This is a genomic window from Paenibacillus sp. FSL R5-0470 (assembly GCF_037975205.1).
Classification (GTDB): Bacteria; Bacillota; Bacilli; order Paenibacillales; family Paenibacillaceae; genus Paenibacillus_AQ.
The window spans coordinates 6715836-6737048 of the sequence record NZ_CP150238.1 but is presented as its reverse complement, the minus strand read 5'-3'; the positions used below and the strand labels follow the sequence as shown (position 1 = coordinate 6737048).

General features: G+C 43.2%; 23 protein-coding genes and 1 pseudogene. 14 read left to right on the top strand and 10 right to left on the bottom strand.

Annotation, left to right across the window (positions count from 1 at the left end; translation table 11 throughout):
• Positions 1 to 99: 99 nt before the first annotated feature.
• Together nudK and MKY99_RS29880 are read right to left on the bottom strand one after the other, a co-directional pair.
• Positions 100 to 1062, bottom strand: coding sequence for a GDP-mannose pyrophosphatase NudK (gene nudK, locus MKY99_RS29885; RefSeq protein WP_339267956.1), 963 nt, complete (start codon positions 1060 to 1062; stop codon positions 100 to 102).
• A gap of 1 nt (position 1063) precedes the next feature.
• Positions 1064 to 2329, bottom strand: a complete 1266-nt coding sequence (locus tag MKY99_RS29880) for a MerR family transcriptional regulator (protein ID WP_339267954.1) — start codon at positions 2327 to 2329, stop codon at positions 1064 to 1066.
• Positions 2330 to 2475: 146 nt separating this feature from the next.
• On the opposite strand from MKY99_RS29880, the gene MKY99_RS29875 reads away from it, so the two are divergent.
• From MKY99_RS29875 to MKY99_RS29860, 4 genes and pseudogenes are all read left to right on the top strand, one after another.
• Positions 2476 to 2760, top strand: coding sequence for a small, acid-soluble spore protein, alpha/beta type (locus MKY99_RS29875; protein ID WP_339267953.1), 285 nt, complete (start codon positions 2476 to 2478; stop codon positions 2758 to 2760).
• Positions 2761 to 2951: 191 nt separating this feature from the next.
• A pseudogene (locus tag MKY99_RS29870) lies at positions 2952 to 3167 on the top strand (YiaA/YiaB family inner membrane protein); the annotation flags it as partial.
• Between the two features lie 24 nt (positions 3168 to 3191).
• The gene (locus MKY99_RS29865; protein WP_306035596.1) at positions 3192 to 3428 is read left to right on the top strand and encodes a YiaA/YiaB family inner membrane protein; all 237 of its coding nucleotides are present in this window, start codon (positions 3192 to 3194) and stop codon (positions 3426 to 3428) included.
• 27 nt (positions 3429 to 3455) lie between these two features.
• Positions 3456 to 4043, top strand: coding sequence for a DUF1349 domain-containing protein (locus MKY99_RS29860; protein ID WP_339267952.1), 588 nt, complete (start codon positions 3456 to 3458; stop codon positions 4041 to 4043).
• Between the two features lie 98 nt (positions 4044 to 4141).
• Here the strand turns inward: MKY99_RS29860 and MKY99_RS29855 are convergent, their stop codons facing one another.
• Entirely contained in the window at positions 4142 to 4744 is a 603-nt protein-coding gene (locus MKY99_RS29855; RefSeq protein WP_339267950.1) for a TetR/AcrR family transcriptional regulator, read from the bottom strand.
• Between the two features lie 136 nt (positions 4745 to 4880).
• Between MKY99_RS29855 and MKY99_RS29850 the strand changes: the two genes are divergently transcribed.
• The 3 genes from MKY99_RS29850 (at position 4881) to MKY99_RS29840 (ending at position 8314) form a co-directional block, all read left to right on the top strand.
• Positions 4881 to 6143: an MFS transporter gene (locus MKY99_RS29850; protein ID WP_339267948.1), complete on the top strand. Its 1263-nt coding sequence runs from the start codon at positions 4881 to 4883 to the stop codon at positions 6141 to 6143.
• 127 nt (positions 6144 to 6270) lie between these two features.
• Entirely contained in the window at positions 6271 to 6861 is a 591-nt protein-coding gene (locus MKY99_RS29845) for a spore coat protein (RefSeq protein WP_339271834.1), read from the top strand.
• Between the two features lie 142 nt (positions 6862 to 7003).
• Positions 7004 to 8314: an amino acid permease gene (locus MKY99_RS29840; RefSeq protein WP_339267946.1), complete on the top strand. Its 1311-nt coding sequence runs from the start codon at positions 7004 to 7006 to the stop codon at positions 8312 to 8314.
• 4 nt (positions 8315 to 8318) lie between these two features.
• Here the strand turns inward: MKY99_RS29840 and MKY99_RS29835 are convergent, their stop codons facing one another.
• From MKY99_RS29835 to MKY99_RS29815, 5 genes are all read right to left on the bottom strand, one after another.
• Positions 8319 to 9092 carry a YqcI/YcgG family protein gene (locus MKY99_RS29835; protein WP_339267944.1) on the bottom strand — a complete coding sequence of 258 codons (774 nt, stop codon included), beginning with the start codon at positions 9090 to 9092 and terminating at the stop codon, positions 8319 to 8321.
• Between the two features lie 92 nt (positions 9093 to 9184).
• Positions 9185 to 9811, bottom strand: a complete 627-nt coding sequence (locus MKY99_RS29830) for a LysE family transporter (RefSeq protein WP_076285001.1) — start codon at positions 9809 to 9811, stop codon at positions 9185 to 9187.
• Between the two features lie 92 nt (positions 9812 to 9903).
• Positions 9904 to 10494: an urea carboxylase-associated family protein gene (locus tag MKY99_RS29825; RefSeq protein ID WP_339244073.1), complete on the bottom strand. Its 591-nt coding sequence runs from the start codon at positions 10492 to 10494 to the stop codon at positions 9904 to 9906.
• Between the two features lie 148 nt (positions 10495 to 10642).
• A complete protein-coding gene (locus MKY99_RS29820) occupies positions 10643 to 12031 on the bottom strand; it encodes a HAMP domain-containing sensor histidine kinase (RefSeq protein WP_339267941.1) in 1389 nt (462 codons plus the stop codon).
• Between the two features lies 1 nt (position 12032).
• Complete coding sequence (locus MKY99_RS29815) at positions 12033 to 12743, bottom strand: response regulator transcription factor (RefSeq protein ID WP_339244069.1); 711 nt, start codon at positions 12741 to 12743, stop codon at positions 12033 to 12035.
• Positions 12744 to 12919: 176 nt separating this feature from the next.
• Here MKY99_RS29815 and MKY99_RS29810 point away from each other — a divergent pair, with 176 nt between their 5' ends.
• The 6 genes from MKY99_RS29810 to MKY99_RS29785 all read left to right on the top strand — a co-directional run bounded on the left by MKY99_RS29810 (position 12920) and on the right by MKY99_RS29785 (position 19257).
• Complete coding sequence (locus MKY99_RS29810; protein ID WP_256716186.1) at positions 12920 to 13786, top strand: sugar ABC transporter permease; 867 nt, start codon at positions 12920 to 12922, stop codon at positions 13784 to 13786.
• Positions 13787 to 13800: 14 nt separating this feature from the next.
• Positions 13801 to 14658, top strand: coding sequence for a carbohydrate ABC transporter permease (locus tag MKY99_RS29805; RefSeq protein ID WP_339267938.1), 858 nt, complete (start codon positions 13801 to 13803; stop codon positions 14656 to 14658).
• 10 nt (positions 14659 to 14668) lie between these two features.
• Positions 14669 to 15778 carry an efflux RND transporter periplasmic adaptor subunit gene (locus tag MKY99_RS29800; RefSeq protein WP_339267936.1) on the top strand — a complete coding sequence of 370 codons (1110 nt, stop codon included), beginning with the start codon at positions 14669 to 14671 and terminating at the stop codon, positions 15776 to 15778.
• Between the two features lie 15 nt (positions 15779 to 15793).
• Positions 15794 to 17152 (top strand): extracellular solute-binding protein, encoded by a 1359-nt coding sequence (locus MKY99_RS29795; RefSeq protein WP_339267934.1) that lies wholly within the window; start codon positions 15794 to 15796, stop codon positions 17150 to 17152.
• Positions 17153 to 17299: 147 nt separating this feature from the next.
• A complete protein-coding gene (hprK, locus tag MKY99_RS29790; RefSeq protein WP_076298055.1) occupies positions 17300 to 18211 on the top strand; it encodes an HPr(Ser) kinase/phosphatase in 912 nt (303 codons plus the stop codon).
• A 164-nt stretch (positions 18212 to 18375) separates the two neighbouring features.
• Positions 18376 to 19257 (top strand): SMI1/KNR4 family protein, encoded by an 882-nt coding sequence (locus MKY99_RS29785; protein ID WP_042192935.1) that lies wholly within the window; start codon positions 18376 to 18378, stop codon positions 19255 to 19257.
• Positions 19258 to 19372: 115 nt separating this feature from the next.
• On the opposite strand, the gene MKY99_RS29780 is transcribed toward MKY99_RS29785, so the two are convergent.
• Positions 19373 to 19810 carry a MarR family transcriptional regulator gene (locus MKY99_RS29780; RefSeq protein WP_076284992.1) on the bottom strand — a complete coding sequence of 146 codons (438 nt, stop codon included), beginning with the start codon at positions 19808 to 19810 and terminating at the stop codon, positions 19373 to 19375.
• Positions 19811 to 19931: 121 nt separating this feature from the next.
• Here MKY99_RS29780 and MKY99_RS29775 point away from each other — a divergent pair, with 121 nt between their 5' ends.
• On the top strand, positions 19932 to 20519 hold the full coding sequence (locus tag MKY99_RS29775; protein ID WP_042192931.1) for an NAD(P)H-dependent oxidoreductase: 588 nt from the start codon (positions 19932 to 19934) through the stop codon (positions 20517 to 20519).
• Positions 20520 to 20543: 24 nt separating this feature from the next.
• On the opposite strand, the gene MKY99_RS29770 is transcribed toward MKY99_RS29775, so the two are convergent.
• A complete protein-coding gene (locus MKY99_RS29770) occupies positions 20544 to 21056 on the bottom strand; it encodes a DinB family protein (RefSeq protein WP_339267930.1) in 513 nt (170 codons plus the stop codon).
• Positions 21057 to 21213: the final 157 nt, after the last annotated feature.

Below are 21213 nucleotides of genomic sequence, written 5' to 3'. Positions count from 1 at the left end.
CTCCTAAAGGACTTTTTATTTTTATTGTAATTAGGAGTAGTATGGCGGGCATTGACTTAAATCAAGAGTGCATCATCAGACAGAAAAAAATGCTTATTATCACAATAACGGAAGTTCATCCAGCCGTTCGTAAATCAACAATCCTTTCTCTTGCGCAACCTGTACCATTTCATCGGCACCCTGAGATGATCCTCCAACTCGAAGCACGGCATCACAGTAATTAAGCAGGCGAATGGAAGACGGATGAAAAATCCGGTTGAAAACGTCGTCTCCTAGATTAGTGGAACCGGCTGTAGCAATAAGAGGCAAAGCATACCACTCCCCCAGCACTGGCATATGCCCAGCCTCGTAAACTTGAAGAGCAATTTTATTCATGTATTTGACATTTTCCTCGATTAATACTGGATCATCATTGGTTCCAGAACGATACGGGCCAGCGATAAGGATATGCAGCGGTTTTGATTTTACCTTCAAGAGACCTTGGATCTGAGCGTATTGGAGCAGCATTACCGTCTTAGCATCACGAATCTCGCCGCTTTGGACCATGTCAAGCGCTTGAGCAAACGGAAGTTCCACTACTTCAATATTTTCCTGTTCCTCCTCAAGTCCCCCACCAGGACCAGTTGTCATGACGTCACTATACTCAGCTACAAAGAAGTGCAGGGTTTCGGTAACGGATCCTGGTGACATATAGACCTCGCCAACTTTCTGCACTCGGTCGATACGGTACCCCGTCTCTTCCTCCGTTTCCCTCAGAATACTTTCTTCTGGTGTTTCTTTATCGAGTAGCCCCGCGCAGGTTTCGATAAGCATTCCAGTCACATTGCCGTTTAGATAAGTAGGCATTCGGAATTGTCTCGTAAGTACGATGGTTTGTTTGTGTCGATTATAGAGTAGAATGGTCGCTCCGTTGCCTCGGTCATACACTTCACGGGATTGTGTCTCCCATTGTCCATTTTCTTTTTCATACTTGAATGTGATCTTCTTTAAGGTGTACCAGTTATCCGATAGAAGTTCCTCTTTTACGATCCGTACTCTTGGGTTGTAATACTGTGCCTTCATCTCATTTCCTCCCTAGAAAAATCCCGTTTTCTTTAGTCATTTCGAGGGCTCCATTCTCCTGTAGAAGACGATTGACGTGGTTTCGAAATTTGTCTATAGCCGCACCGACAAGCCGCTCCTTTGCGTTCATCGGGGTCGATATCATATATTCAATCAGGGGTTCAGCTTCGTCGACTAACAGACGGTCGTCGTAACGTAGTAACCGAAGATCGGAGAAGCAAGAAGACAGCAGGTCTCCTCCGTTACCCAGATTAAATCGTTTAATAGCTTGATCCAATACATGAAGGTCGGGGTCGAACGAGACCGCCAAGTGTTCAATCTCTTGTAGGTGTTGAGTGCTCATTGTAGAGGTGCATATTATACCCCCTCGCTTTAGTACGCGGTGTATCTCGTGGATCGCTTTAGGGATGTCCGGCACGTGATACAGCATGTTGTTAGCGATAACCACATCGAAATGCTCATCGTGGAAGGGGATTTGTTGCGCGTCAACAGATAAGAGCTTAAACTGTGAACTTTTACTTCCTAAGCGGCAACGTGCTTCTTCTACCATCCCGCTCGAAATATCAGTAAGTGTGATGCGCCAGCTGCTTGGAATTCGTTCGGCGTTTCTTATCCAAAAGGTCCCATCGCCGCCGCCTAACTCTAGGATGTGGGCTCCAGGGTGCACCTCCAGTTGTTCAAAGACCCAATTATGCCAGCCTTGCGGATTTGTACTGAACTTGTCATAAAGATGTATCCGCGTTTGTAAGCGGCTTGCCGTCCGATACTGTTCCCCCCAATCTTGCTTACTCTGCAAGGTTTGAATAACATTTGCTAAGTGGTTCCAATCAGACCGATTGACCGACATTTGCATAGCATCTCGTATTGCATGAACTACATGCTCCGTATGAGTGATTTTTCTTTGTAGAACATCGAGCTGTGCTTGTAACGAATGTCTGATCTCCCCTATGGATAGCGACTCTGCTTCTAAGATGTCTTTTATTTCTTGAAGTGATAGCCCTAAATATTTCAACGTTTGAATTTGCTGCAATTTTTCTAGGTCTTTCATGTTATAAGATCTTATCGATCCCGCATGATGATTTTCTGGAATTAGAAGCCCAATCTGATCGTAATATCGCAATGTCCTGACCGTTATTCCTGTACGCTTTGCAAGCTGCCCTGTCGTTAAATAGTTCTCTTTGTACATCCTTTCCTCACATCCAATCGATTGCTCCAGCGTGTTGTTCTCAGTTAGTATAGCAGGTGACGTAACGTCACCTTCAAGCAAAATTTATGTATAAGAAACAGAGGGCAAGCACCCTGACAGCAGATGGCCTTTCAGAGCCCTCTTGGAAATAATCGGAGCAAATCAACAAGGGTGGAGATTTCGTTTTCCGGGCATGTTACTTAAAACATGTTAGGAGGGGATAAGGGATGTCCAGAAGAAACAGGAAATATGTAGTGCCGGGAGTCAATCGCGGGATGCAAACGTTTAAGGCCGAGGTGATGCGTCGCGAGGGTTATGATGTAGATCCGGAGCGGCCTGATGATGTGAAATATGAAGTCGCAAAAGAACTTGGTATCCCATTGGAACACGGTGAGAATGGACATTTGAGCACAGAATCAGTGGGTCAGATTGGTGGAAAAATTGGTGGATCGATGGTCCGCGAGATGGTTCGTCTCGCACAGCAGCAATTGGTGGATCAGGAAAGGGAGTAGCATTTTTTCTAAATCATAAAGTTGCAGAAAATATAGGAGGCGGCTTTAGTCCTGAATTGCCTGGGACTGAGACCGTTTTCTTTGTGTTTCCCAAAACAACCTAATTAATGGTAGAATTTTACCGATGTTCCACGGTATAGTGAAGAAGGCTATAACACCATTCAATTCTGTATTGGGAGAGGAATCGTCTGATGAATCAGAGGTATCGTAAACGCAACACAGCTGCTTTCACAGGGGTATCGTATTTTGCATTGGCTGCAGGTCTTTTTCTATTCTGTTTGGGGGTGTACAACGACGATTGGGAATTGAACGTGAAAGGGTATTATTTGCTTTGCATGGTGTTAATTACGATTAGCTGTATCGTTGTGCAAAAGGTCGTTAGAGACAATTCAGAGGATAAAGAAATTAAGCTAGAAAATCCGAAACACAGGATGAGAAATACAGGGGCTTTCACAATTATGGCTTTTGCAGGCTTGGTTATTGGGTATGTAATGTTCTTTATTGGTCTGTACAATGCTCCATTTCAATTGAATGTAAAGGGGTATTATATAGCTGTTATTCTGTTGATTTCATATAGCGCCGTTGGCGTTCAGAAAGTGACGAGAGATAACGCGGAGGACAAAGAGATTCTCGCCGAGCAAGATGCCAGAAGGGACATTCAAGGGTAAAGAGGGACCTAGATAAGGAGCAGTGAGATGAACTTTTTAAAAGAAAATCTTTTTTGGCAGTATCCAGTAAACACTTTTTCTATTACAGATGAGAAGATTGAAATTATAACTGAGCCTAATACGGATTTTTGGCAACGCACCTATTATGGGTTCAGGAACGATAATGCACCTGCGTTGCTAATGAAGACGGATGAGAAATACTTTTCTTTTATAGTGAAAACTGATTTTGACAGCGCTCATAGATTTGACCAGTGTGGAGTAATTGTCTATCAGGACAGTGACAATTGGTTCAAGGCATCGATTGAATATGAGAATGAAGAATATCAAAGATTGGGTAGTGTGGTTACGAATCATGGATATTCAGACTGGGCAACAACAGATCTCGACGCAACAATAAAAACAATGTATTACAGATTAAGTCGACGTGGGAGTGACTTCTGCGTTGAAAACTCTTTAGATGGGATTACCTTTAAGCAGATGCGTATTTTTCATTTGTTTGAAGGGAGTGATCATATCAACTTTGGTTTATATGCTTGTAGCCCAGAGGATTCGTCATTTAAAGCAACATTTACAGAAATAGAAATCACAGAATGTCAGTGGTTGGAACATAAATAAAGTTAAGGAACTAAGATTAAGCTAAAGGAGCCTCGTGAGTAATGACGAAGCTCCTTTTTATTTTGAAATCTTTGTATGTTAAAAAAGTTTTGAGTGAACTAACTAGGCTCGCGTAGACACTCTTTTTTTAAATAAGCAGCAAAGCTCTTGATATTCATCCGTATATGCCGATTATTTCCCTCGAGCTTACTCATCATGATGCCGCCTTCCATGATGGAAAGGGAGAAGGTAGCTAGTGCCTCAATATCGAGATCAGGTTTGAATTCACCACTTTGTACACCTTCAGAAATGATTTTCTTTTTGAATTCCAGTGTGCCTATTAGGGCTTGCTGGGCTTTTTCACGTAAGCCTGGATGACTGTCGTCGCTTTCAATAGCCGTGTTGAGCAGCGGGCACCCCCCAATAAAGGGTGGCGCTTCAACTACTTTCTCGTACACATGTAAATAAGCTAATAGCTTGCCAGAGGCCGTTTCTTGCTGACTAATGGCATGAGCTAGTTGGGCCCCCACAATACTACCCGCATAGCTAAAGGCTTCATATGCAATCTCATCCTTACTGGAAAAATGACGATAAATGCCACCTTTCTTAATGCCTGTCAATTCTGTTATATCAGATAAGGATGAGCCCGAATATCCTTTCTGGTTAAACAGTTCAGCGGCTTTAGCTATGATGTAAGTGCGAGTCTTCTCACCCTTTTCCATTGTCATCCTCCGTTCTTGATTGTATATGTACACGTAGTATATCAAATGAAATAATTCTGTTGCAAAGAAAAGCATCTATGCTATTATAAAAGATACCGATCGGTATCTTTTATAATAGACAGGGGTGGAAACCATAATGGAAACGACATGGTTTAAGGAATCCAGGTATGCATGGATTGGATTAGGATCTCTCTGGGTTATTGGATTTATTGGTGCATTGACTCGCTTCAGCTTGTCTTTTTTTCAGGTGCAAATATCGACGGATTTACAGATTAGCAGGGGATTCATCTCAATGGCATGGTCCACCAATTTATTTATCGTAGCCGTATGCGCGCCTTTGGGGGGCTGGCTCGTGGATCGTTATGGCACAAAGAAGATACTAATGTTAAGTGCAATCATGAGTACTTTGGGTACTGGTATTGTCGTGTTAGGCCACCATCCTATTGTCTTTTTTATTGGATACGGTGTTATCTCTGGTTTGGCAGGTATTGGGGCGACGACAAATTATATATTGATGTTTGAATGGTTTCGGCATCATCGGGCTAAAGCAATGGCCTTGCTGGCGAGTGCCTCTTCTGTAGGATTAGCGATTATTACACCCATTTTCGTATCCATGGACTGGCTGACTTGGAAAAACGCCTTTGTGGCTTCTTTTATCCTAGGTGTTTGTGTAACACTTCCCGTAATTTGGTTAGGAATTAAGAGTTCACAACAGAAAAATACGGAGAGAGCTCCTTCGGAGCGTTCAATAGAAGTCGAAGGTCAAGATACATCACCTAGAGTAACTCCACCGTCCAAAAAATTTATTTCTATTCCTATCTTTGTCGTAGTCGCGATTGCGCTGTTCACCTGCGGTATCAATATGGGATCCGTCGAGATGAATTTGGTAGCCATACATCAGTTGGCAGGTGTATCACCAAGCATGATCGCCTTATCTATGAGCATCCTTGGTATTATGGAAATCACGGGGGCACTCATTTGCGGCTATTTTCTGGACCGATACAATAAATTAATGATGATGTCTCTATTGTATGGCATACGTATTATAGGTTTTTCTTTCCTCTTTATGCACTTGGGAAGTTCACCTATTCTTTTTGCTATAGCGTTCGGAATTACCTACTTAAGTGCATTACCAGGTGGAATGCTTGTCATTAATGAGTTTGCAAAGGGTAAAGGAAAACATACCGGTGTTCTACTTCTCATGCACCAGGGCGGCGGTATAGTAGGTGCATTAATCGGAGGCCTGTCCTTCGATTATTTTGGGAATTATCAGAACTTAATTGTAGTTGATGTTATAATCTGTATCCTCGTAACGCTAGGGTACTTCGGATTATTCACGACACATAGAAGGAATCTTCGGATTCAAAATAAGAAGGTTGCAGTAAGTGAGGCACTTTGACTTAGATATGGAGGGATGAAAATATAACTGCGTGCATAATTGGCTACCTGATCCTTCATATTATAGAGGGTACTCATCTAAGAACAAAGGAGAATATACTTTGCAGCAGCAATTACAGTCAGGAAGCATGAAGATGGGTGGACAGCAGCTAGGCCACGGCGCCCACGAAATGTTCGATGTGCACGAGGTATTGTCCTGCCAGATCAATTTACTGGACCAGTTCATGATGTTCAGAACCTTTGTACAGGATCAAGAGCTATTGTCTATCTTGGATCGGCAGTACAATTTCATGCTGGATCAGTACAACTTGACCTGCCAATGCTTTAAAACAGGGCAAAAGCCAAGCCAGGAAACGGCTACCTATCTTATCCCGAATATGACACAGCCGGTTTACGGCCTCCAACCGGCCCCGCCCAAGAAGCCTAACTCGTCACTGGCGGATGTGAAAGATGCGGGCGTCAGCGGGTATATGCTGGGTCTAATCAAATCCCATGCCTCACTGCTGGCTATGTCTTCACCGGAAGTGACGAACCCAGCGCTACGTCGGGTGCTGGCTTCACAGGTGCAGCATTTTATTGAAATGGGATATGAGTTGTTCCTTTATCAGAACAAACATGCCTATTATCAGGTTCCGCAGCTTCAGGTTTCAGTAATACAGCAGATGCTGGATGCCTATGTTCCCGCTGCCGGATCTCCTCAGATGCCCGTAAATAATTAGGGCGCTGACCATTCTAACTGTAGAAGACCCGACTCGCTTGTTGTTGAACAGGAAGTCGGGTCTTCTTTTGCCTGCCTAAGCCTATACCAGAATAAAATAACACCCGATAACGCATAGTAACACCAGACGGAGGGATATACATATGGGTACTCCAACTGGCAAGCTACCTTGGTGGCAGCTTACTTTATTTGGTGTAGGCTGCACGATTGGCACGGGATTCTTTCTTGGTTCCAGCATCGCTATCCGTAAGAGCGGATTATTGGTGTTGGTTATTTTTGTGTTGGCGGCTGTGGCAACTCTGTTCGTCTATGAGGCGCTGGCCCAAATGACTATACAGAATCCTCAAAAGGGCTCTTTTCGTAGTTATGCCAAAGAGGCTTTTGGCCGCTGGGCCGGGTTTGGCATGGGCTGGATCTATTGGTGCTCAGAAATTCTAATACTCGGCAGTACCTTGACTGCTTTGGGCCTGTTTTCGCGGGTCTGGTTTCCGAGTTGGCCGCTTTGGGTTTTTACCGCAATTTATGCTGTACTGGGTCTGCTGGTCATTATTCTAGGTAGCCAGGGGATTAACAAAGCGGAAAATCTATTCGCCATGATCAAAATCGCCGCGGTACTGATGTTCATCGTGGTCGCCGTAGTTGCCCTTTTGAGGGGAAGGGGGAATTGGGATACGGTTCACAGTTCGACAGCATGGTTGAATAAAGGATGGATGGGTGCTTGGAAAGGGTTACTTTATGCGTTCTATGCTTTTGGGGGTATTGAGGTAATGGGCTTTATGGCGATGGACCTACGCGACTCAAAAGAAGCTCCGAAAGCAGGCAGGTTTATGCTGCTGGGCGTGACCCTGCTCTATGTACTGTCGATAGGACTTGCATTATTATTCGTGAGCCCTGAGAAAGTGAGACCTGATCAAAGCTCAATTATTGCTGCACTTGAAGCGATGGGACTACCTATTCTTGTATATGTACTGAACGGGGTAATGATCGTGGCCGGGTTCTCTATTTTAGTGGCTTCATTGTATGCGGTCTCGACTATGCTGGTAACCTTGGCCGAGGATAAAGATGCTCCTTCTTGGCTGGCGGTGACCAAAGGAAAAAGAAAGATGCCGCTCTACGCGCTTGGTATCAATATGCTGGGCCTGTGCGTGACAATTGTACTGAGCTTGTTTCTGCCAAAGCAAATTTTTGAGCATATCACCACGGCGGCCGGTCTAGTTATTTTGTACACATGGCTATTTATCCTTGCCTCTTTCCTTAAGTTATTGAGACCAAAGATGGGCGGTTGGATTAGATCCATGGTCGCTATGGCACTGATCATTACTGCCGTGGCAGGTACACTTTTTGAAAAAGGGGGCCGTCCCGGCTTCTGGTCCAGCCTTCTGATCATCTGTGTCATTGCGTTGATTACCTGGTTTAGGGAGCACCTCTTGAAAAAACGCGCACAAACCTCATAAGCGCTTAAGAGTGAAATTTAATTCCTATTGCTTTGAACTTGTTCTTCATATAAGTATATGGACATTTAGACGGCGCACTTTCGTCATCTCGCAGAAAATATTGCTTCCATTCCAGACTATCCTCCTGCCCATACCATTGAAGGGAAGGATGTGCGGGAACACTATCGTAGTCAGCAAGCTTCTTACGGATCTGCTTCTTCATATTGCGGCCAAATGCGGTAGAATTGTTAATATTCTCAAATACCCAACGCGGCTGAAAGGCAATGACAAAATAAGGGGTATGGCGGCTTCTCCGCAGCTCATGTGCCGGGGTTGCGCAGAACGCGAAATACGGGTGCCCATCAAAGCAGAACTCCCACGAAGGATGGGAGGGATCTGTAGAAATTTCATTCGGCCAAGGCACCGTGTCTACCGCGCTGACGCGGCCCAGAATGGACCAGAACAAATTCTCATATTCCTCAATGGAGAAACCTTCCGCCAAATCTTCCGGAGTTTCAAAAAATAGAACAAGGGAAGCATATTTGCCGGTATCCCGCGAGCATTCCCCATATTGACGAAGTAATTGAGCGACCTCTATTGCAGACTCTTCACTTCGTGGATCAGCTACGAAGCCAAAACGCAAATGATTGGACAGAAACCCCTGACGTCCCGGAATACAGGGATATTTGCCTTCGGGATCTGCAATCATAGATGTAAATTGACGAAAAGCATCCTGCTGCCAGTACGGCAGCTCAGCCAGATGTTCATCCAGCCAGACCTTTGTGTTCAAATGGGCCATCCAAAAACACCCTCCTCGTTAGGTTCAAAACATCCTATGCGAAGGGAGGGAGATGGGTGAAGGCCTAGGAAAGCTCTTGCTGGTTGAACCTATTAGCCAAACAACTGTATAAATGCCTGAGAACCGAAGTAGATGCCAAAACCAAGAAGGCAAATCCCCGCGGCAAGGGAAATGAACCGGAGCATAGAAGGGCCGGTGAACCGATGAAAGAAGCTAGACAGCATCGCCATCACCACATCCCAGAGTAGGATGCCGACAAAAATACCCATGCTGTTCCACAGCACCTGATCGAAATGTTGATTTTCTATGCTTTTGGCCAGAATGGAGCCGTAGATACCTAACCAGAACAGAATGCTGAGTGGGTTCATTAGTGCCATCAAAAAGCCTGAACGGAAGGCGCTAGTGCCGGTCTGTGCACCTCGTGAGGCGGATCCAGGTACGGCATTGATATTTTTTAAGGTGTCAATTCCGGTATAAAGGAGAACGAAGCTGCCGAATGTCCACAGGAAGGTTTTCATAAACGGGGTATTCAGAAAGTGGGCTAGTCCAAAGTAAATGAGTAGCATATACACTAAATCCGCACACATAGCCCCCAGTCCGATCATCCAGGATTGGAAAAATCCCATCCGCGCTCCCCGGTCGAGCTGGGCTGCATTGATGGGACCAATCGGTGCAGATAACGATATTCCGAGTACGATATAGGTTAAAAAGCTATTCATGGTCATCGCTCCTTGAATGAGATGTTAACTTGTACAAGTCATTCTATTCAAGAAGTAGGTAAGTTAGAAGACGAACCTCTTTGCGACATACTCTAAAGGATCTCCACGGCAATCGGTGTACATTTATACCCGTTGCAGACACTTTCGGAGCAGGGACAAGCCGATATGGCAATGATCAGATCCATCTCAGCCCGCAACTCAATATAATCCCCAGCTTTAGAAAGCGGTCGCTCCACGCTGACTTTTCCAGAAGGATCAATGACAGTATTCATAAAAAGATTAAACGGATAATGCTGATCGGGAGCGGGCAGGCCAAACTCCTCCAGCGCCTCATTCAGGTTATTGTAGCAGCTGGCGTGATTCTTTTTGTTATACAGCACCTCATACATCTCGGGACGACAGGCAGAGTTAATGAAATCATGGCGGCCCACAGTATCCTTAATAATAGTAAACAGTGGTCTGTATTGGTTGGAATAGAGGATGTCCCCCGGAAGAACATTCATCTTGCCTAGAGCATCTATCGTTACACCGGGGTCAATCCGTTCATTAGGGCGAACGGCGTTATAAGCAGCGAAATCGGCTACCTGCTCTCCTTCTACATCGGTTACCCGGACAATCTGTCCTTTGTCCAACTTGAAGCCCAATCCCTTGGTTGCTGGAATCAGCCATTGTTGTTCGCTCATCAGTACTCTCCTTCGGGATAGTCATAGTCTGTGAGGGTTAGTATGGCTCTTTGCCAAAAAAGTCATACAAAGTATAGAGCTGTCTGGCGGCATCATAGAAAGAGTTCGTATTCGATTCGATGACAGTCTTTGAGGATCAGAATGACATTTATTTTGAAGGAAAACTCATTCGAAAGATCGCTCCACCATGCTCTCCGTTATGAGCGGATATAGTACCGTCGCACCGTTCAACAATTGCACGTGAAATGGCGAGTCCAAGTCCCGTTTCTCCATTCTTACCTTTAATAAAACGCTGAAATAGCTGAGGCAGTAATTGATCAGGAATACCTTGACCATCATCTATGACATCGATCTGCACTTGTCCATCCTGCTCTGAAATTTCTATATCCACGGCTTGTGATGCATGCCTGATCGCATTACTCATAATATTTAGTACCGCTTGTAATAGTTTTTCCGAATCTCCATGAATATGAAGTTTACTCGGGTTATCCACTTCATACCTTACCTTGATGTCAACTTCCTCATTTATAGCTAATGGACGTATTCGATCGACGGTTTTATCGATTAATTGTTTAACCGACACTTCTTCTTGATCAAAAATACCATCTTCACTTTCAAGCTTGGCTAACAAGATCATCTCTGTGACAATGCCCTTAAGCCGTTCACATTCGCTCGAGATTACATCGAGACCATTGTCAGCACGATCCCCGGTGAAAATACCATCTCGTATTCCCTCTGCATAACCTTGAATCGTCATTAGTGGGGTCTTAAGTTCATGAGAAGCATTCTGGAAAAATTGTCTTTGAGCATGATGGTATTGTTTAAGTTCTCCTGCGAGATGATGGACACTTTGGGCTACCTCACCAATTTCCCCGCCAGTTTGAATGAGCTGCACCTCATCGAATTGGCGTTTTTCAACTTTTTTGAGCTCAAGCTTTAATTTCTCAAGAGGAGTAACGAGACGTTTGGTAATAAATAAACTTAGGCCAAAGGCAATAATGCCCCCAATCACCATAATGAACATCATTCTTGTAAAAAGCTCTGATTGATATGATTTTACTTTGCTTAGCGGTGTAGACAAGACAAGGGTGGCTGCGGTTACAGCACTAGTTGGATCAAGATTCTGTGGATTAGAAGTTAAGGTCTCAACAATATATTTCTCCTGTCCATTTTCCCATAAATCCTGCTGATTGTGACTTGAGTGCTGTTCAATGAGCGGTAGCCATGTCTGTGTCTGCGCTTCAGTCATTGTACTAAATAATATATTACGATTCGGCTCTATGAGTAACGCATCGACGGATCTATTAATTTCTTGAGCCGGCTGTACGATAGCTGCTGCTGACTGAGAAGGTGTTAGGTCTTGAACAGGTAACGAATTGACCAACTCCATCATTGCACTGCCTTGTGATCTTAGCTCTTCTCTTTGATTATTGATTAGTGTGTCCATTAGTAGAGGATAAACGAATGTAGCTGTAAGCACGAGTACGCATACCAGTAATATTCCAAATGATAAATGAAGCTTATAGATTAGTTTCATGTTATGTCTTCACTCCATCCACGCGCATTCGATAACCATAGCCCCAAACGGTTTCAAGAGGCAGGTCTTCCATTTTACGACGAAGTCTTTTGACTAAATCGTCAATTGCCCGATCGCTACCGAAATAGTCATCCCCCCACACTAATGTTAACAACTCATTGCGAGAAAAAGCACGATTCGGTTGCGCTGCTAAGGTATGAAGCAATGAAAATTCCTTCACCGTCATTTCAATTTCTTTAGACCTCCAGTAAACCAGACGACTATCTAATACTAGACGAAGCTCATCGATGATGAGGTCGTTTGATTTAGAAGAGACTATACTCTGTTCTGATCTTTCTGTAAGGGAGTTAAGCCGATGGAATAAACGATTTACTCGTGCGACCAGCTCACGTGGGCTGAAAGGCTTAGTTAAATAATCATCGCTTCCAAGCTCAAGTCCAAGTATCTTATCTACTTCCTCATCACGAGCAGAGATCATAATAATAGGAACTTCGGCTTCCTTACGAATTTGTTTGCAGAATTCATAGCCATTCATACCTGGAAGCATGATGTCTAGAATCCACATATCCGGGCGCTCTGTGTTCCATAACATGAGCGCTTCTTCTGCTGAACCTAACGATAGGGTGCTATAGCCTTCCTTCTGTAAATAATTCTCAACGATATCTCTTATATGACAATCATCTTCAACGATTGCGATTTGATAGTTCTTCATCAACAGACCTCCTGACCAATACATCTTTTATTCTAACAAAGTTGTCCTTTCAAGCGGGCTTTTCCATACTTTTTCCACAATTGCTCCAAATTAATACCGAAGCTGATCTATAGAATAGTTATTTGTACGGTAAACATGTTGCTTGTATGGAACAAGCTCGAAAGGAGGTTGAGGCTGTGAGAATTTCATATTTGGCTCGCAAGGAGATTCTTGTGGCGTTCTGCTTTCTTGCTCCGAGTTTGATCGGGTTTGCGCTATTTTATTTGATTCCGTTTGGTCAAAGTGTTGTATTTTCATTTGAGAATCCAAGTGGTGAGGCAGGGTTATCGTTTGCCAATTATCAGAGCCTATTAGCTAGCTCGTCCTTTCAAAAGGCGGCAGGGAATACATTCTGGTTCACAATAATTGGTGTTCCGATCCTTATTCTGTTGTCACTTGCTCTTGCCATGCTGCTTAACAAACGAGTCTATCTTCGGAATTGGCTGCGTACCTCATATGTATTGCCACTGGTTGTTCCAGTAGCGTCAATTGTGCTCGTATGGCAGATCCTATTCGACTGGAATGGTTTTTTCAATCATGCATTAGAGTGGATTGGAATTGAGCGGATCGATTGGATGAAATCAGAGTGGGCGCAAGGGGTCATTATTTTTATCTATGTATGGAAAAACATTGGCTATAATGTGGTTCTATTCTTGGCTGGACTGCAAAATATCCCAGATCAATATTATGAGATAGCAAACCTGGAAGGTGCAAGCTGGGCTCGTAAGCACCAGATCACCTTGATTTATTTAATACCGACAGGATTTTTAGTGATGCTGATGTCGATTCTGAACTCATTCAAGGTATTTCGGGAAATTTATTTAGTTGCGGGTGACTATCCTCATGACAGTATCTATATGCTTCAGCACTATATGAACAATATGTTCTTATCACTCGATATTCAGAAGCTGTCGGCTGCAGCTTTCTTAATGGTGCTCTGTATTTTAGTCATTGTGTTGATGCTCTTCCGAGTTGAACATAAGTTCCGTTCATTTATGGAGTAAAGGGAGGGGTGTAGATGAACAAGAAACAGATAAGAACACTGCTACTTACTATTATCTTAGCCGTAATCGCGCTGGTAATGCTATTTCCGGTTGTGCTCACAATGGTAAGCTCCTTGATGACGGAGAAGGAAATTATGATGAATTACGGCATGTTAGGTAATACACAGATGAACGATTTTGTGAATTTGAAGCTGATTCCAGATTGGGTTTCGCTGGAGCAATTTTATAAGGTGCTTATTTCAACCTCGCAATTTCTTCGTATGTTCTGGAACTCTGTATTTATGGTGTTTCCAATCATTATAGGCCAGGTCGTGGTGGCAACATTAGCGGCATTTGCATTTGCTAAGCTGCGATTTCCTGGCAGAGAGCCCTTATTTATTGTGTATTTGATAACCATGCTCATGCCGTTTCAGGTCACGCTTGTGCCGAACTATATCATGTCCGATCGGCTAGGGCTGATTAATAGTCCAAGCTCCATTATTTTACCAGGGATATTTGCGGCGTTTGGTGTGTTCCTGCTCAGACAATTTATGCTCCAAATTCCAACGGCATATATGGAAGCAGCCCAAATGGATGGGGCGGGTTATTTTCGATCCTTTATCAGGATTGTCCTGCCTATGGTTAAACCTGGAATGGCAGCGCTTGTTGTTCTGCTGTTTGCAGATTACTGGAATATGGTGGAGCAGCCCCTGATCTTTCTGCAGGATGCCAATTTGCAGCCCTTGTCCATTTTTCTATCTCGTCTACAGGAAGATGCGCTTGGGGTATCCTTTGCGGCTGCGGTCTTGTATATGACGCCTATGATTCTCTTGTTTCTTTTGGCGGAACGGTATTTTATTGAGGGCATAGAGCTTTCTGGAATTAAAGGATAGGGGAAATGAGATGACAAGCACATCTAAGCGACAACGATTAACGGCTGCTTTGTTTGTATTGTTTTTTGCGATATTGGCTGGTTTGACTTTCTTTAGCAGCACACTCGAAACGATGACGCTGCCCAAAGTAGTTACGGAGAAACTTACCTCGAAATCATTAGTTCATCAGGTTAAAGGGAGTGGAGTCTTAACACCTCTAAAGCAGGTGGATTTATTGAATGAGGCTGGCTCTAAAATTGTGAAGGTTCATGTAAAAGAGAATGCTGAGGTTAAGAAGGGTCAAAAGCTCGTGACATTCGACAGCTCAGATCAGGATGATCAGATATACCAAGAGGAAACGGCGCTTAAGAAACAAAAGCTAAATCGGGAGATTCTTGAGGAGGATATGCTCAATGCATTGATAGGTGGTGATGAGCAAGTGATTGCCAAGGCTGAGCGAGCTCTTGAGCTGGATAATATGGATCTTGAACTGGCGCAAAAAAAATTAAATAAGCTGCGTAAAGAAAAAGCGGATAAACAAACGCTGACAGCCCCTTTTGATGGAAAAGTCACAAAGATTACAGCAGAGGATAGTATGAATGCTTCACAAGGGGGGACAATCCTGACCTTAATGGATAGTGGTAAGGGCTTCGAATTTTCATTTGCTGTCGAGTCGGATAATACGGCATTATTCGAGATTGGATCTAAGGTTTCTGTTCGATTGCAGAAAGACAATACACTGGTTAACGGTGTAATTGAAGAGATTAAAGCTGCATCCCAAGAGAGCAGTGAAGAAGATTCATCCGATAAATCGAGTTATCAGGTTGTCGTTTCTGTCTCCGATGATGGTATTAAAGGTGGCGAACAAGTCAGTCTGGATATAAAGAAGGAGTCAAATGAAAAAGGTTATGTGTTACCAAAGAAATGGGTTCACAAAGATACAACAGGGAGCTATGTCTTTGTAGTTGAGAAGAAGAAAAGCTCACTCGGCAATACGTTTATTGCACGCAAGGCTTATATTGTAACGGGTGATTCAACCGAAGATGAGATTGTAGCTGTGAGCGGCTTAAGTCCTGATGATGAGATCATTATTGAATCAAGTGAACCATTACAAGAAGGTAATAGAATCCGAGTATATTGAAGGGGATGAATGAATTTGAATAGAAGATGGGTATTGGCCTTATTAGCAATGATAGTCGTATTATCGGGATGCTCTAGCAGCAGCGTGGGATCAGGTACAGAAGGAACATCTAATGAACAATCAGGTCAGGATGGCAAGAAGATTGAGATTGCGACTATGGCGGTAACTCCTTATTTAGAGGAGGCGGTTAAGCAATACAAAAAAATTCGTCCAGATATACAAATTGATATCAAAGAGTATCTAGCTAGACCCCAAACGAATGAAGATGGAATGAGTCAATCAGGAGAAGCATTCTCAAAGGGCGATGTTGAGAAGTATATACAAACAGTGAGCACACAGATGATGTCTGGCAAAGGGGCGGACATGATCGTAATGAACGATCTACCACAGGACAAATATGTCGCCAAGAACATGCTGACTAATTTCTATGATCTGATGGATAAGGATGCTGACTTTGATCGAAATCAGTACTATCAGAATATTTTTGAGGGCTCCCAAGATGGTAATGGTTTGTATGCAATGCCATTCTCATTTGTCATCGACGCGCTAACTGGGAATACAGAGTTGTTAGAACAAGCTAACATTAAAATCGATGATCAGACATGGACATGGGATGAGTTTAAAGATATTTCCAAGAAGCTTAAGGGAAAAGTTGGTGAGGATTATTTCGCATTTGTTAATCTATTCCCGATTCAAATGTTAGCGGAGTATATAGAAGCTAATTATGATAAGCTCATTGATCAAGGTCAAGCGAATTTCGATTCCGATCTGTTTCGAGATATGATGAAGCAAATCAAATCGATGTATGATGAGGGCGTACTTAGTAATGATTTTACGTACGACTATACCAAAACCTTGTTCAACAATGCTAACCTTTTCGATCCAATAGGAGGTCTGTCCCAAGTCCTTGATCCAAAGCTTAAAATATATCAAAAGCCAACAGTAAATGGAAAATATAGCGGGACGTCATTTAAGTCATATTTCACTTTAGGTATTAACAGCAAATCTAAGGTTCAAGATGAAGCTTGGAACTTTATTAAGTTCATGCTTTCCGAGGAAATGCAATCTTCATCAGTCGTACAAGGGTTTGCGATGCATAAGGGAGCTGTGGAGAAACAGCTTAATGATGCTAAGCAGCAGGCAGTAGCGGGAACACTACCTCTTCTAGAACAGAAGTTTGATACTGAGACTGTAGAAAGCAAAATCCAAGAATTACATCAGCTTCTAGATGGTGCAAGCAGGAATTTATCTAGTGATCATAAGGTCGTTTCAATTGCAATTGAAGAGTTTGATTCATATATGAGTGGTCAGAAATCCGCTGAAGACGTCAGCAAGCTGATTCAAAACCGAGTCAACACTTACATTAACGAGTAAATAGGTCCTATTCGTAAGGCGTTTAATCATTTAACGGTGATTGAACGTCTTTTGTTTATTTTGCAGGAATCATCCCATTTGTCGTTGAATATATCCCGGTAACCGTATTGCGTATTCAAGATACGCAGCCACAGGAGGAGAACAACCTTGAAATCGACTACCGTTCAAAGCCTTACGGAAACGTTTAAGCTGGAAGTGCTCGCAGGTGCTAGCTGCATGGATCGTGAAATTACTCGTTCAAAGACGCATAGACCTGGACTGGAGTTCGTGGGTTACTTTGATTTTTTCCCAACGAAGCGGGTACAAATATTGGGCTGCAAGGAAATCAACTATCTGTTAACCCTAAGCGTTGAAGAGCGTAAGTTACATATTGGTAATATCGTCAAATATCATCCACCATGTTTTATTGTGACGACAGGTCAGCAGGAGATTCCCTATTTAACTCTTTTCTGCGAAGAAGAAGGTATCCCGCTGCTTCGGACGCAGGAAACGACGACAGAGATTATCGCAAAGATTGACACTTATCTGATGAAGGCGCTGGCGCCAGAGCTTTCAATTCATGGGGTATGTGTAAACGTGTCCGGCATAGGCGTTCTACTCAGGGGCAAGTCGGGGATTGGTAAAAGCGAAACCGCGCATACGCTCATTAGAAGAGGCCATCGGTTTGTAGCAGATGATATCGTGGTGCTGAAGAAGCTGGGACCAGCAACTCTTCTCGGCACACATAACGAGACGACCCGCGAGTTCCTAGCGCTGCGCAGTATCGGTCTGATTAACGTTGTGCGCCAGTACGGGCGTAGAGCCTTTCAGGATGAGACGCGAATTGTGCTCGATATCGAGTTGTCTCCTTGGCGAGAGAATTCCTTGAATAATGAGCTCGAACTTGAACCGAAGTTCACAGACTATCTTGGCGTCCAAATTCCGCATATTGAAATCCAGCTTCAGCCCGGCCGCGACGTAGCCGGCCTGATCGAGGCTGCCGCCAACAACTGGTATCTGAAGCAGCTTGGCTATAGCGCCGTAGAAGAGTTTATGCAGAGGATTGAAAACAAGCAATGAGGGGTGCTTATGAATTTGTGTATACGTAACAGACCGCAGAAGAGCTATGTGGTCTGTTTTTTTAACTAAATTTCACCTTTAATGCGTGATTGGCTGGGCATAGGCTATAAATGGTATAATTTCTAATAGGTATTTTGAGTGATCGTTACTAGGAGGTATTAATGATGAGTGATGAGCTATTGGGAAAATTGGATACTTGGCATGAAGAGGATGAATTTCAAGAAATCGTGGATGCAATAACGGAAATTCCTGAAGAGGAAAGAGATTATGTTCTAACTAGTCATTTGGGCAGAGCGCTTAATAATCTCGGGCAATATGAAGAAGCTTTAGAGCAGTATTTGAGCATTGAAGAAGAGGGTGAAGGTGACCCGCTTTGGCATTACCGTATCGGAGTTTCCTATTATTATCTGAAGCGGTACGACGAAGCTTTAAAAGCATTTACAATTGCAGACGAGCTAGAGCCTGATGATGAGGACACCTTGGAGTTTTTGGGATGGATCAAACGAAAATTGGCTAAGAAAGCTACGAAAAAGCCTGTGAATAAACCTGCAAAGAAGCCTGTAGTAGCGATCGACACCACCAACTTTTGGGATGACAGCGAGTATGCGTTCTCAGAATATATCTCTGAATCGCCTACAGATGCATTGATTGCTTCAGTAGAAGAAGAGCTGGTTTTTAAGCTGCCAAAATACTACGTTGAAATGATGAAGCTACATAATGGGGGAATTCCTCATAACACTCGGTACCCAATTCCGGGAACAGAAGAATTTATTACGATTTCAGGGATCCTTGGAATTGGACGAGATAAGAATAAGTCGCTGTGTGGAGCTTCAGGCAGCCGGACTGTGATTGAAAATGGACGTTATCCTGAGGTTGGTGTGGTGATTTGTGATTGTCCTTCTGAGAATGAAGTAATCATGCTGGATTACCGCGAGTTTGGAAATGATGGCGAACCCGAGGTTATCCATGTAGATCGAGATAACAAATACAAGATCACACGCTTGGCTGACAATTTTGAGTCCTTTATCGGTGGACTGGTGAAATAGTGGATTCGGCGATTTAGCTGAATGTGGAGCTGATAAATCAGCCAAATAAACGATCGAAAAAAACAGAGCAGCGGTTCTCCTATAATGGAGGCAGCTGCTCTGTTTTTTAATCTGCTCAATTGTCGCTATTAAACACCTTGGACTGAAGCACATCGAGTGCTCGGTTGATTTCTTCCAGTTCTTCAGTAGAAGAATCCTTGATCCGGTCCAGGAAACGTTCGCCGATCTGCCCAAAAGCTTTGTTCATCATCGCTTGTCCAGCGTCAGACAACCGAATCATTTGCTTACGCCGATCTTCTGCGACATCCAGCTTTTCGCAAAGATTCTTTTCTGTTAATTTCTTGAGCTCACGGCTCGTGTTCGGCATAGAGATATTCTTACAATCACTAATTTGACTGAGAGTAACAGGCTGGCTGACCGCAATATACTCCAGAATACTATATTGAACGGGCGTAATACCTTCCGGTCTAACATCTTTGGTTAAGTCGAATGTTACTTCATGGACTGCCGTCGTAAAGGTCACTAATTTATGAAAAAACGCTTCTTTGTCCATAACGATCACCTCTTAGTGTAAACTTTAACAAAATAATTATCATAATACAATTATCATTTGACAACTAAATAAAGGTTATGATACGATTTTGTTATCAAATGATAATTAAAGAGGTGGACCAATGAACGTTTTAGTCATCTATACTCATCCGAATCATAAAAGTTTAAGTTATGCTTTTCTCAATAAGGTCATTCAAGGAAGTAATGAAAATCGAAAGATCACGAACATCGAGGTGCTTGATCTATATGAGGAGCAATTTGATCCGGTGCTGGTCTTTAACGAAAATAAACGTAGAAGAGACATGCATATCGATCCCAAGTTTGAGAAGTATCGTGAGCAGATTCGTCAGGCCGACAAAATTGTGTTTGTGTATCCGATCTGGTGGGGCCGGCCTCCAGCCATGCTGCTCGGGTATATTGATCAAATGTTTGCCTCTAATTTTGCTTATAGAGAAAAGGGCGGCCTTATCCCCGAAGGGCTGCTGAAAGGGAAGTCCGTGGTTTGTATTTCCAGCATGAAGGGGCCAACCCTTTATCCTTTATATTGGTTAAACAATTCCCATAAGGTGCTGATGAGAAAAGCATTATTTCAATATTGCGGTATGAAAAAAGTGAAGTTTTTCGAGTTTGGGAATATGGAGAGTCCAAAAGGTAAACATGACAAAAAGCTAAATCAGGTCTATCAATATTTCAAAGCTGTGGCTAATTAATTCTCAAAGATAACGGATCGATGATTATTTGGACTCGTTATAAAGATAGGCAACATAATCCTGCAGCACTGAGGTATGGTCCATTTGTCGCAGCATAGTCCCGATATTCCCACGGTGATAGCTGCCATGGTTTACTACGTGGAAGATAGCACCGGAAATGGATGTCTCAAGTGATCCCATCGTTGGATGATCTAACACAACGGTGGGGTCCTTATCTATTTGACTAGCCAACACCATTTTATTTTTGCTGGTTAGCTCACGATAGAGGACATCCATTTCTTCAATATCTTTTATTGCTAACAAGGTCTCTAATTGGGCAGCTGATGCTTTAGCTTCATTCCTAGTTCGCCCTGAAATCAAGTCAAACCAAATATTCTCCACGACATAAATATGCGTCACAACCTTCGCTACCGAAGAAAAACCGCTCTGAATATCCTTATGGTATATGTCTTTAGGCAACTCCTTTAAGCGATGGATGATCGTTTGATTGGCCCATACATTGTAGTCATACATTTCTAACGTCGGATGTTTCTCCATGAGTTTCTCCCCCTAAGATTATAGATGCTTTAATTATACCCATTCCAAAAATGTTCGGTACAATTTAGAGATGTTTATTATAGGATCCTTTGTCCAAAGTAAACCAAAATACAGACGACAGCGATAAAGCAGAGGAGTAACCAATTCGCTAGCTTCA